12 protein-coding genes are annotated in these 12105 nt (G+C 67.5%); 6 read left to right on the top strand and 6 right to left on the bottom strand.

The window, feature by feature from the left end; translation table 11 throughout:
* The first annotated feature begins 53 nt into the window (after nt 1-53).
* Entirely contained in the window at nt 54-383 is a 330-nt protein-coding gene (locus tag OYT95_RS26200) for a hypothetical protein (protein ID WP_268789541.1), read from the top strand.
* 39 nt (nt 384-422) lie between these two features.
* Here OYT95_RS26200 and OYT95_RS26195 read toward each other — a convergent pair whose 3' ends face one another.
* The gene (locus OYT95_RS26195) at nt 423-1505 is read right to left on the bottom strand and encodes a PQQ-dependent sugar dehydrogenase (RefSeq protein WP_268789540.1); all 1083 of its coding nucleotides are present in this window, start codon (nt 1503-1505) and stop codon (nt 423-425) included.
* A gap of 104 nt (nt 1506-1609) precedes the next feature.
* On the opposite strand from OYT95_RS26195, the gene OYT95_RS26190 reads away from it, so the two are divergent.
* The 3 genes from OYT95_RS26190 to OYT95_RS26180 are packed head-to-tail and all read left to right on the top strand — an operon-like array spanning nt 1610 to nt 3881.
* Entirely contained in the window at nt 1610-2200 is a 591-nt protein-coding gene (locus tag OYT95_RS26190; RefSeq protein WP_268789539.1) for a hypothetical protein, read from the top strand.
* A gap of 31 nt (nt 2201-2231) precedes the next feature.
* Nucleotides 2232-3056, top strand: a complete 825-nt coding sequence (locus tag OYT95_RS26185; protein ID WP_268789538.1) for an arylamine N-acetyltransferase family protein — start codon at nt 2232-2234, stop codon at nt 3054-3056.
* Between the two features lie 45 nt (nt 3057-3101).
* The gene (locus tag OYT95_RS26180; protein ID WP_112300063.1) at nt 3102-3881 is read left to right on the top strand and encodes an IclR family transcriptional regulator domain-containing protein; all 780 of its coding nucleotides are present in this window, start codon (nt 3102-3104) and stop codon (nt 3879-3881) included.
* A 65-nt stretch (nt 3882-3946) separates the two neighbouring features.
* Here the strand turns inward: OYT95_RS26180 and shiA are convergent, their stop codons facing one another.
* Nucleotides 3947-5305, bottom strand: coding sequence for a shikimate transporter (gene shiA / locus OYT95_RS26175; RefSeq protein WP_268789537.1), 1359 nt, complete (start codon nt 5303-5305; stop codon nt 3947-3949).
* Between the two features lie 270 nt (nt 5306-5575).
* Between shiA and OYT95_RS26170 the strand changes: the two genes are divergently transcribed.
* Nucleotides 5576-6991, top strand: coding sequence for an amino acid permease (locus OYT95_RS26170; RefSeq protein WP_037225908.1), 1416 nt, complete (start codon nt 5576-5578; stop codon nt 6989-6991).
* A 116-nt stretch (nt 6992-7107) separates the two neighbouring features.
* Nucleotides 7108-8085 carry a Gfo/Idh/MocA family protein gene (locus tag OYT95_RS26165; RefSeq protein WP_037225910.1) on the top strand — a complete coding sequence of 326 codons (978 nt, stop codon included), beginning with the start codon at nt 7108-7110 and terminating at the stop codon, nt 8083-8085.
* A 10-nt stretch (nt 8086-8095) separates the two neighbouring features.
* On the opposite strand, the gene OYT95_RS26160 is transcribed toward OYT95_RS26165, so the two are convergent.
* The 4 genes from OYT95_RS26160 to OYT95_RS26145 all read right to left on the bottom strand — a co-directional run bounded on the left by OYT95_RS26160 (nt 8096) and on the right by OYT95_RS26145 (nt 12068).
* Nucleotides 8096-9631: a phospholipase C gene (locus OYT95_RS26160; protein WP_037225912.1), complete on the bottom strand. Its 1536-nt coding sequence runs from the start codon at nt 9629-9631 to the stop codon at nt 8096-8098.
* Between the two features lie 56 nt (nt 9632-9687).
* A complete protein-coding gene (locus tag OYT95_RS26155) occupies nt 9688-10554 on the bottom strand; it encodes a TauD/TfdA dioxygenase family protein (RefSeq protein ID WP_005258949.1) in 867 nt (288 codons plus the stop codon).
* A 270-nt stretch (nt 10555-10824) separates the two neighbouring features.
* Nucleotides 10825-11586 carry an SDR family NAD(P)-dependent oxidoreductase gene (locus tag OYT95_RS26150; protein WP_037225914.1) on the bottom strand — a complete coding sequence of 254 codons (762 nt, stop codon included), beginning with the start codon at nt 11584-11586 and terminating at the stop codon, nt 10825-10827.
* A complete protein-coding gene (locus OYT95_RS26145) occupies nt 11586-12068 on the bottom strand; it encodes a nuclear transport factor 2 family protein (RefSeq protein WP_037225917.1) in 483 nt (160 codons plus the stop codon). Before OYT95_RS26145 ends, OYT95_RS26150 begins: the two co-directional genes overlap by 1 nt.
* Nucleotides 12069-12105 lie beyond the last annotated feature (37 nt).

Raw genomic sequence — 12105 nt, 5'->3', positions numbered from 1 at the left:
CGGGACGAGACACGGGTGACCTACCGTGGTGACGCGCACGAGAAGGGAAGACGATGGAACCTCAGGAAGTCGACTTCGCGCACACCGAAGGCGCTGCGAAGCGACGTCGCGAGAAGGCGATGGGACTCGCGCGGTATGTGTGGGATCGCGGAATCAGCGGTCAGGAACTCCTCGACCTCACCGACGGCACGCTGCGGAAACTCGCCCGGGAGGCCGGGTCGAACCCGCCCAGCACCATGGAGACGTGGCTGACCGTGGTCGAGTTGCTCGAGCAGAAATCGGCATGGGCGGAACGCCACCCCGACCATCCCGCCGCCACCCCGGCGCACGGGGACGAGAAGATCATGTGGGTCAAGCCGCCGATCGTCCCCTGGAACTCCTGACCCGTGAGTACTTATTAACCGCGGGCGGTTAACAAGTACTCACGGGCGGAGCATGAGGATGCGGTCGTCGCCCTCCGCCGGATCGCCGCGACCGTCGCGGTTGCTGGTGCTGAACCAGACGGCACCGTCGGGTGTTCCGACGACGGTACGCAGTCGCCCGTACTCGCCTTCGAACAGCGACTGCGGTTCGCCGAGTGAGCCGTCCCCGGCCACCGGGATCCGCCACAGCCGTTCGCCGCGCAGCGCCGCGACCCACAGCGCGCCGTCCTGGAACGCGAGCCCGGACGGGGACGCCTCGCCGGTGGACCATTGGACCACCGGATCGACGAAGCCCGCCTCGTCCGACTGCCCCTCGACTTCCGGCCATCCGTAGTTGCCGCCGGGTTCGATCAGGTTCACCTCGTCCCAGGTGTTCGCCCCGAACTCGGTGGCCCACAGCCGGCCCGCGTCGTCCCACGCGAGGCCCTGCACGTTGCGGTGGCCGAGCGACCACACGGGTGATCCGGGGGTGGGATTGTCGGCCGGGATGGACCCGTCGGGGTTGATCCGCAGGATCTTGCCGCCGAGCGAGGACGGGTCCTGGGCGCGTGGCCGGTCGCCGGCTTCACCGGTGGCGACGTACAGCTTGTCGTCCGGGCCGAACGCGATCCGGCCGCCGTCGTGGATCGATCCGGCGGGGATCCCCGTCAGGATCGGGGCCGGCTCGCCGAGGCTGCGACCGTCGAAACGCAGGGCGACCACCCGGTTGTCGTCGCTCGTGGTGAGGTACGCATAGATCGTCTGGTCCGTTGCGTAGGCCGGTGAGACGGCCAGCCCCAGCAGCCCCGATTCACCCTGCGCCTCCACACCGGGCACCTCACCGATCACGGTCGTGTCGCCGTTCGCCTGCAGGTGCCGGATTGCGCCGCTGTCCCGTTCCGCGATCAGTGCCGTCCCGTCCGGCAGGAGCGCGATCCCCCACGGCACGTCGAGGTCGGCGGCGATCACCGTGGGCTCGGTGTCTGCCGGTGCGGCGACCGCGGTGGTCGTCGACGGCTGCGCGGAACTCCCCTCGGACTGGCATGCCGCCGCGCACGTGACGACCACCAGCAACGCCGCAGCCGAGAAAAGTCGCCGTCCCATGGGTGTCCTCCCGTCGCACGACCGCACCCTGTCCATCCTCCCCCAGGTGAGTGGCAAAGTATCCTCGACCACGCATCGCCACTCACATGAGGAGGTGACGGCGGGTGATCCTTCCGCAGAAGGTCGCGCAGGGGGTGGCGGACGGCACCGTCACGGTCGCCTTCCGCCGCTGGGCCGCACCTCGGGTGCTCGAGGGCTCGGAATTCCACACGGTCTCGGGAATGGTCCGGATCAGCTCGATCACGACTGTCGACCCGGACGGAATCACCGAGGACGACGCCCGCCGCGCCGGTGCCGCCTCCGTCGCCGAGGCGCTGGCTGCGCTGCGCGGCGCCCCCGGACAGCCGGTCTATCGCATCGGACTCGAGTGGGTCGGCGAGGACCCCCGCGTCGCGCTGAGCAGCGACGACGACCTCGCGGACGACACGATCGCGGAGATCGCGCAGAGTCTGGAGCGCCTGGACACGCGGAGCAGTCACGGCCCGTGGACGCGCACGATTCTGCAGCTCGTCGCCGACAACCCGGGCCGCCGCGCACCCGATCTCGCGGAGAGCCTCGGCCGTGAGACGCAACCGTTCAAGCGGGACGTCCGGAAGCTGAAGAACCTGGGGCTGACGCACAGCCTCGACGTCGGGTACCGGATCTCGCCGCGCGGCGCCGCCTACCTCGCGGCAACCGCGCCCGACGACGCCTGATCGGTTATTCGCCGCGCTTACACTGTGCTCCATGGCCACGGCGGGCGATCTGAACCTCGAGCGGTACTTCGAACGGATCGGGTACGACGGCGACCGATCCGCGACCACCGCGACGCTGAACCAGCTTGCCGCACATCACGCCCGGTCGATCCCGTTCGAGAACCTCGACCCGTTCCTCGGCACACCGAATCGGCTCGACCTGCCCTCGCTTCAACACAAATTGGTCGAATCACGAAGAGGCGGTTACTGCTTCGAACAGAATCTCCTGCTGCGGGCGGTCCTGCTCGAAATCGGATTCGACGTCACGCCGCTCGCCGCGCGGGTTCTGTGGGGATCTCCGATCGATGCGGTCACTCCGCGCTCGCACATGCTGTTGCTCGTCGACGTCGCAGGCGAGCGACGGCTCATCGACGTCGGGTTCGGCGGCATGACCCTCAACACCACGTTGCGCCTCGAACTGGGCACGGTGCAGGACACTCCGCTGGAACCGTTCCGGCTGGTCGACGTCGACGGCGATTACGCGATGCAGGCGCTCGTCGGCGACGAGTGGCGGACCGTCTACCGGTTCGATCTCACCAGGCAGTTCCCCGTCGACTACGAGGCGCCCAACTGGTACCTGTCGACCTGGTCCGGTTCGCATTTCGTGACCGGACTGATGGCGGCGCGGGCCACGGAGGACCGCCGCTACGCCCTGGCCGGTACGCGACTGACGGTGCACCACCTCGGCGGTGCGTCCGAGAGGCGCGAACTGGCGTCCGTCGACGAACTCCGGGACAGCCTCGAGACCGATTTCCTCATCGACACGAGCGGACTGCCGTCACTGGGTGCGGCGTTCGGCCGGCTCCGGCACAGCTAGTCGCCCGGTACCATGACGGCGTGTGCGAAACAGGTGGCTGCTGAGGTGGCCGAGCAGCCCGCCTCGGGGGAACGGTATTTCCTCGAGTCCCTGGACCGCGGTCTGAGCGTTCTCGAATGCTTCGACGAGCAGCACCGGGAACGCACACTGAGTGAGGTGGCGCAGGCTGTCGGGATCACCCGGTCCACGGCGCGCCGGATTCTGCTCACCCTGGTGGACAAGGGTTTCCTGCGTCTCGACGGACGCAACTTCTCGCTCACACCCCGGGTGCTGCGGTTCGGCTTCTCGTACCTCGCCGCGCTGCGACTGCCGCAGGTCGCCGACCCGCACATCGAGGCTCTCGCGAAGGAACTGGGCGAGACCATCTCCGTCACCATCCTCGACGGTCCCGACGTGGTGTACGTGGCGCGGGTCCGCTCGCCGAGGATCATTCGCATCTCCATCACGGTGGGCATGCGGTTCCCCGCGTACGCGACATCGACGGGACGGGTTCTGCTGGCGGGACTTTCGGCCGACGCGCTCGACGACTACCTGAAGACCACCGAATTCCAGTCCTTCACCCAGCACACGATCTCCGACGCCGAACAATTGCGCGCCGAGGTCCGGAAGGTGGCCGCGGACGGCTGGTCGATGTCGGAGAACGAGCTCGAGATCGGCATCCGCGGCGCGGCCGTTCCCATCCGGGATCGGACGGGCGCCGTGGTCGCCGCCCTCAACTCGTCGCTGCAGGGCACCCAGTACACGCGGGACGACGTCGCTGTGTCGGTGGTGCCGAAGCTGGTCGCGACCGCGGAGCGGATCGGTTCCGACCTGTCCCTCGGCTGACCGTCTACGCGGCGCGCCTGCTCTGTTTACCCCCACTGCCGCCACACCAACTGCGGCAGCAATATTCAGTGCGCGTTCTCGAGCTTGGCTCGAGTGACGGCATCCGACGTGTCGGCACTCGAATCGGGCTGCAGTCGCCACGCGATGAGCGCGCTGACGATGCAACCACCGGCGAGGTACACGGCCACGAGGTGCCAGGACCCGCCGCTGGCGGTGACCAGGGCCGCCGCGATGAACGGGGTGAAGCCGCCGCCGATCGCGCTGGCCACCTGGTACCCGACGCCCGCGCCGCTGTACCGGTACTCGGCCCCGAACATCTCGGTGAACAGCGGCTGCTGGACGCTGACGACCATGTCGTGGGAGATGTTGACGAGGAGCACGGCGAGGATGACGGTGCCGATCATCGACCCGTTCTCGAGGAAGACGAAGAACGGGAACGCGCACACCGCGCCGATCAGTGCGCCGAGGATGTAGACGCGTCGCCGGCCGTGCTTGTCGGACAGCCACGCGAACAGCGGGATGGTGCCGATTCCCACCGCACCGACGAGCAGGCCGACGTTGAGCATGAAGTTGCGCTCCATCCCCAGTTCCTGAGTGGAGTAGCTCAGCGCGAACGTGGTCACGATGTACATGGAGAACAGTTCGGCGAACCGCAGACCGATGATCTGGAGGAATGCCTTCGGGTGGTTGCGCAGTGCCTCGACGAGCGGAATCCGCTTCTTGTCCTGCGCGGTCTGCTCCTTTTCGATCTTCTCGACCTTCTCGACGAATTCGGGGCTCTCCTGGACTCCGGCGCGGATCCACAGACCGATACCGACCAGGACGACGCTGGCGACGAACGGAACCCGCCAACCCCACTGGCTGAATGCGTCCTCGGTGGTCAGGTTGCTCATGAGCATGACGAATCCGGTGGCGAGGATGAGCCCCACCGAGTAGCCGACCTGCACTCCGCTGCTGTAGAACGCCATCTTCTTCGGCGGCGCGCTCTCGACGGCCATCAACGCGGCCCCACCCCACTCGCCGCCGACGGCGAAGCCCTGGATGGCGCGCAGTGTGACGAGCAGGACCGGTGCCCACCAGCCGATCGACCCGAACGACGGCAGCAGTCCGATCAGGGCCGTGCTCGTGCCCATGATCAGCACGGTGAGGATCAGCATCCGCTTGCGTCCGATGCGATCGCCGTAGTGGCCGAACACCACGCCGCCGAGCGGCCGGAACAGGAATCCGACGCCGAACGTCGCGAACGCGGCGAGCGTGCCGATCGCCGGGCTGACGTTCGGGAAGAACTCCGAGTTGAAGACCAGAGCCGCGACCAACCCGTAGAGCAGGAAGTCGTACCAGTCGATGACCGCGCCGACGAAACTGCTCAGCGCTGCTCGTCGCGCCTGCTTCTCGGCTGCCGGGGTGAAGGCGTGATCGCTCATTCCGATGTCCCGTCCTACGTTGGTGCCGGACACGCTCTGTTCGCATACCGAACGCATGTCCGATGGTTGAATAATGTGACGGTAGCCATAGCGTTTCCGCGTTGTCAAGGCAGACAGTCGAGACCGTGCAGATGCGTGGTACTGCCGTTTCGTCTATCCCTGCCGCGCGAATTTCACCGAATCGGCGGTACCCCGGCCCCCTCGGCTCGTACACACTTTCCGGATCAGCGACGCACATCACACCCGGAGTAGCGCCGAAGGGATTTCTCCATGTCTGGAACCACCGATCCGCAGCTTCAGCACACGCTGAAGAAGCGGCACCTCTCGATGATCGCTATCGCGGGGGTGATCGGCGCAGGCCTCTTCGTGGGCTCCGGGGTCGCGATCCGCGAGACGGGCCCCGGCGTTCTCGTGGCATACGCACTCGCAGGCATCGTCGTCATCCTGGTGATGCGCATGCTCGGCGAAATGTCGACCGCCAACCCCGAGACGGGATCGTTCTCGGCGTACGCCGACCGCGCGATCGGCCGCTGGGCCGGCTTCAGCATCGGCTGGCTCTACGCCTGGTTCTGGATCATCGTCCTCGGCATCGAGGCGACGGCCGGTGCCGTCATCATGAACCGCTGGATCCCCGACGTCCCGCAGTGGAGTTGGGCACTGATCCTGATGGTGCTGCTCACGCTGACGAACATCGCGTCCGTGAAGTCGTTCGGCGAGTTCGAGTTCTGGTTCGCATCGATCAAGGTCGCAGCGATCGTCATCTTCCTGGTGCTGGGTGTCCTCGCGATCTGCGGAGCCCTGCCCGGCGTCGAAGCACCCGGACTCACCAACCTCACCGGTCACGGCGGGTTCTTCCCCAACGGGGCAGGTGCCGTATTCGCGGCAGTGCTCGTCGTCGTGTTCTCGTTCTTCGGCGCCGAGATCGCGACCATCGCCGCCGGCGAATCCGCGAACCCCGTGGCCGCCGTGCGCAACGCCGTGCGCTCGGTCGTGTGGCGGATCCTCATCTTCTACATCGGCTCCATCGCCGTCGTCGTGACGCTGCTCCCCTGGGACGACGCCTCCGTCGCGCTGAGCCCGTACGTCGCCGTCATGGACTCGTTCGGCATTCCCGCGGCCGGCAACATCATGGACGTCGTCGTGCTCACGTCCGTGCTGTCCTGCCTGAACTCCGGCCTGTACACGGCGAGCCGGATGATCTTCTCGCTCTCCCGCCGCGGCGACGCCCCGGCCTCGTTGTCGAAGATCGGATCGTCCGGCGTTCCACGCCAGGCCGTGCTCGTCTCGACGGTCGTGGGATTCCTGACCGTCGGCCTCAACTACCTGTACCCGGACACCGTGTTCCTGTTCCTCGTCAACTCCTCGGGCGCGATCGCCCTGTTCGTGTGGCTGGCGATCTCGGTGTCGCAGCTGCGCATGCGGCGCAGCCTCGAGGCGGAGGGCAAGGACCTGTCGCTGAAGATGTGGCTGTTCCCGTACCTGACGTGGTGCACCATCGCCGCCATCATCGCGCTCTGCGTCGGCATGCTCGTGCTGCCGGAGACCAGGAGCCAGATGTACGTCTCGATGGGACTCGCCGTGGTCGTGGTCGGAATCGGGATCTACCGTCAGCGCACGCGCGGGGCCGTCGACGAGACGCCGGACCCCTCGACCTCCGGCGAAGAGGTCGACGCCCTCCGCCCCTGAGCTCGGACCCCACGCCGCGCTGTTCGCATATCGAACAGTAGTGCGCTCTCGGAACTCGGCGTACAGTCCCGCCGAGGAAAGGCCGGACCCACCGGCCCGAGGAAGGACCGAAGCTCATGAGGTGGGCGATTCTGGGCGCGAGCAACATCGCTGCCACACGCGTGATCCCCGCGTTGCGCGAGTGCGGGCAGACCGCGGCAGTCGTGCTCAGCGGCGACGCGGCACGCGCGGAGGACTACCGGCGGACCCACGACATCGAGGCCGCCACCGGTGACCTGCACGACGCGGTGGGCGGAAACGTCCAGGCGGCCTACATCTCCTCGACCAACGACAAGCACTTCGACCACGCCATGGCCGCGATCGACGCGGGTCTGCACGTGCTGTGCGAGAAGCCGCTCTCCTTCGACGTCACTCAGGCGCAGAAGATGGTCGACGCGGCCGCGGCAGCGGGGGTGGTCTTCGCGACCAACCATCATCTCCGCAATCACCCCGTTCATCGTGCGGCGCGAAAGATGCTGGCGGAGGGCGCGATCGGCGACATCCTGTCGGTGCGCGTCAGCAACGCCATTCTGCTGCGCCAGGCCCTGCGTGGGTGGCGTCTCGACGGTGTCGGCGGCGGAGTCGCCCTCGACCTCGCGGTGCACGACCTCGACACGCTCCGCTTCGTCACCGGAATGGAACCGACCACGGTGACGGCGGTGGGCGTGTGCCAGGGACTCAGCGAGGGTCCGGCGGACGCCGTGATGACGAGCGGCGTCCTCGGCAGTTCCACCCTGTTCTCCCTCCACGACGCGTACACGGTCCCGGGCGCCGTGACCGGTTTCGAGATCCACGGAACCACGGGCACTCTCGTCGCAGGCGACTGCATGCGCCCGGATCCCACCGGAACGCTGCGGATCGTTGCGGACGGTCAGGACACGACCGTCCCGCTCGAGCCCGTCGACAACCTGTACGCACCGGGGATCCGGGCGTTCGTCGACGCCGTCAATGGGGACGGTGAACCCGTGGCGACCGGACACGACGGACTGCGGTCGGTGACCGCCGCACTGGCCGTCCTGCAGTCGATCGACGAGGGCCGGACGGTGCGCCTCTGAGGGGAGGCCGCTACATGATCAGCCCGCTGGGGCGACGCCGCAGCGGGGACTGTTCCTGCACGGGCATCGAATTCGGCGGCACGGGGTAGGGTGCACCGGCGTTGAGCGTCCCCGCGGCCACGTTCGGCCCGCACTGCGCGATCGCCGCCTGCAGGCGTGGCCCGGGGTCGGTCATCGCGGGAACGCCGGCGTTCGGTGCGGACGAGAAGTCGAACGCGGACGTCATGTCGCCGACGGCGCCGCGACGCCAGTCGGTGAGATTGGGGACGGGCACGCCGAACCGCTTCTCCAGCAGCCGGAGCTGCGACGTGTGGTCGAACGTGTCGGACGCGACGAGGCCGCCGCGACTGTACGGCGAGACGATCAGCGACGGCACCCGGAAACCGAGGCCGATCGGACCCGGATTGTTCTCGCTCTCCGACACCGTGTTCAGCGGAACCGTCAGATATTCGCCCGGGGTGCCCGGCGGCGGTGTGGGCGGGGTGACGTGGTCGAAGAAGCCGCCGTTCTCGTCGTAACTGATGATCAGCGCCGTCTTCTCCCAGATCGCCGGGTTCGACGTGAGGATGTCGAGAACCTCGACGATCCCGACCGCGCCCGCGGCCGGGGGCAGCGCCGGATGCTCACAGGTGAAGATGTTGGGCACGATCCAGGACACCGCGGGCAGGGTGCCGTTCGCGACATCGGCCCGGAAGTCGTTGGGGTACGTCGGATCGAGACCGCGGCGAGCGAGTTCCGAATTCGGGTCGCTGTACTGCGTGAAGCAGCCGAGCATCCCGTCGAGCGCGACACTCGACACGGGGCCGAGGTCCTTGTTGGCGTACACCTTCCAGCTGACGCCGGCCTCCTGCAGGTTCTCCGGATAGGTGCGCCACGAGTAGACGAACTTGGGGATCACCGTCGGCGTCTCGACCAGCGGCCCGCCGGCCAGCCCGTCCGGGTCGATCGTGCCCGTCATCCAGTACAGCCGGTTCGGGTCGGTCGGTCCGAGAACCGAGCAGAAGTAGTGATCGCAGATCGTGAAGGCGTCGGCGAGGTCGTAGTGCACCGGGATGTCGGCTCGCGTGTAGTAGCCCATCGTCGCGGGGCCGTTGAGCGGCCCCTCGTGCGCGATGTGCACCGGCATCCACCGGTCCATCGCGCCGCCGTTCCACGCGTCGTGCTGCGGACCCCACGAATGGGTGGGGTCGTTGATGCATTCGCCGTCGAGGTGCGTGCCCTGCGTGGTGTCGAGCCGGAACGGGTTGAGGAACCCGGTCGGGGTGGGCCCGGCACCCGGCGTCCAGCCGTACTGCTGCCACGCCGGTGACGGGTCGTCGAAGCCGCGCACCCCCGACAGCGTGCCGTAGTAGTGGTCGAACGAGCGGTTCTCCTGCATGAGGTAGACGAAGTGCTCGATGTCGTTCAGCGACCCGCTACCGCCCGGGTCCTGTGCGTAGGCGCGGTCGATCACCGGGCCCGCCCACGAGCTGAGGAAGGCGGCGCCGCCGGCCGCTGCGGCGGAGGCGAGGAACTTGCGTCGTGAGATGTCCGATGCCGGGGTCACGGATCGTGACGGTAGTCGCTGTGGACTCCGCCCGCCCGGCGAATGCGGAGGTTGCTCTACTGCGGGCCGAAAGGCACGTCACCTTCCAACGTGATGCGGTGCATGACGCGGTGCTGGGTTCCGTAGTCGCGGTTGGCGTAGTGCGCGGTGCTGCGGTTGTCCCACAGCACGAGGTCGCCGAGACGCCAGCGGTGCCGCACGATGTGCTCGGGTTTGGTCAGGTGTGCATAAAGGAAGTCGAGGATTCCGCGGCTCTCCGCCTCGGACACTCCGGCGATGTGGGACGTGAAGCCCGGGTTCACGAAGATGCCCTTGCGTCCCGTCTCAGGGTGAACCCGGACGACGGGATGCTCGACGGGCACGAGCGCGGTGACTTCCTCACCGTCCCAGACGTTTCCCTTGCCGCCACGCTTCTGCGCGAGGTAGTACCCGAACTCGCGGTTGCCGTCGTGCACCGCGGTCAGCTGGTCGATCATCTGACGGATCGGCAGCGACAGCGACTCGTACGCCAGTTGGCTGTCGGCCCAGTTGGTGTCGCCGCCGTGCGGTGGGAGGACGACGGGGCGGAGGATCGACCCCAGCGGCGGTCGCTTCATGAACGTCACGTCGGTGTGCCACACGTCGGCGAAACCGTTGTCCTGGCTGTCGAGTGCGTACACCTCCTGCGCGACGTCCCCGCTGTCGTGGACGGGGTGCCCGGCGGTCAGCCGGCCGAGACGGCGACCGAACTCGATGTGGCTCGTGTCGTCGAGTGACTGACCCCGCAGGACCAGCACCTTGTGTTCGGTCAACGCCGAACGGATCGCGGCCACCTCGTCGTCGGTGGCGGACGCGACGTCCAGGCCGATGATCTCGGCGCCGAAGTGGGGGCCGAACTTGTCGAGCGTCAGCGACGCCGTTCTGGTTTCGAATGCAGTGCTCATGGTGTCTTTCCGCGAAGGTGATCGAGCCTGGAGACGGGCGCACCGGCCCGGACCTGCGAACGCGGAGAATGCGTGAGGAATGACCGGATGCCGGAGGCTACCGAGGAGTGGACAGCACGCGGTACGCGCGCCGGACCATCAGCAACAACAGATGTTGGCGCACGTACGGCACAGGTCGACGGTGAGGCGTCGCACCAGGTGAGTCGTATGCACGAAGCAATTCCTACCGGATGGGAGGGAAATGAGCAAGCTCGGGGCAACCGGCGGCGATCAGCTCCAGCGCGCCTGACCACCGTCGAGCGGGATGGTGGCACCCGACAGGTAACCGGCGTCGGCGCCCACGAGGAAGACGACGGCACGCCCGATGTCCTGCTCGCAATCACCGATCCGGCCGAGCGGGATCGACTTCACGAACTCGGCGGCCTCCTCGGGGTTGTTCTCCGTCCACCATTTCAGACCTGGGGACAGTGCATGCGGCGCAATCGCGTTGACGCGGATTCCGTCGGGTCCCCATTCGCTGGCCGCGGTCCGGGTGAGCGAGCGCATCGCCTCCTTGGTGGCCGCATAGAGCCCGTATCCGCTGGTGTCCCACCGCACCGCCGAGGAACTGACGAGGTTGATGATCGAGCCGCCGCCGCGCGCCTTCAGGTGCGGGTAACACAGCTGCATGAGGAACAGGGTGGCCACCGGGCCGACGGCCATGGCACGGTCCAATAGTTTCGGAGTGATGTCGAGGAGCGGTCCGAGCGCGCTCGCGTTGGCATTGTTGACGAGGATGTCGATGCCGCCGAACCGGTCCACGACCCGGTCGACCATCGGGCCCAGCTGATCGCGTTTGCTGACGTCGCAGACGATCGGCTCGGCGTCGCCGCCGAAGTCGGCGATGGCGGTGCACGTGTCGACGAGTTTCGCCTCCGTTCGCCCGACCACCGCGATCCGGGCGCCCTCCTTGGCCAGTGCGAACGCCATACCGGCGCCCACGCCCTGACCGGCGCCGGTGATCAGTGCGACCTTGCCGTCCAACGTTCCCATCACGAGTCTCCTTTGCCGGGTTCCGTGTCCGCTGCCCACCGGTTGGACGTGAGCCGGAAGCTGGGAATGTCGGACAGCGACATCACCGCCTCGTAGGTGCGCTCGTATCCGGTGTGGGCGATCCGCCATCGGCCGTCCGGTCCGCGGACGTAGCGGTCGGAGTAGAACGCCGCCCCGCGCAGCACCATGCCGTGTTCCGGGATCAGCACGGTGTCGGACAGGTACCAGCGTCCGGTCGCCGTGTCGCCGTCGACGTCGATCTCCGGGTGACCGCAGTGGTGTTCGGTGATGGTCTGCGGCCCCAGATTCGACTTCATGAAGTCGACCAGCGCGTCCCGCGACTCGAACGCGAGATGCTCACCGTAGTTCGCGGTCGCGTCGGGAAGGAGCGTGTCGGCGAACTCGTCCCAGCATTTCGTGTCCAGGGCCCGCAGATACGCGTATTTGAGCCTGCTGATCGCGGCGACGGCCTCGAGATCCACGGAATTCACCCTTCGTCCGCCCCCGAAACTGACACCT

The organism is Rhodococcus sp. JS3073, from assembly GCF_026810085.1.
Classification (GTDB): domain Bacteria; phylum Actinomycetota; class Actinomycetes; order Mycobacteriales; family Mycobacteriaceae; genus Rhodococcus_F; species Rhodococcus_F wratislaviensis.
This window is presented reverse-complemented; position numbering and strand designations above follow the sequence as displayed.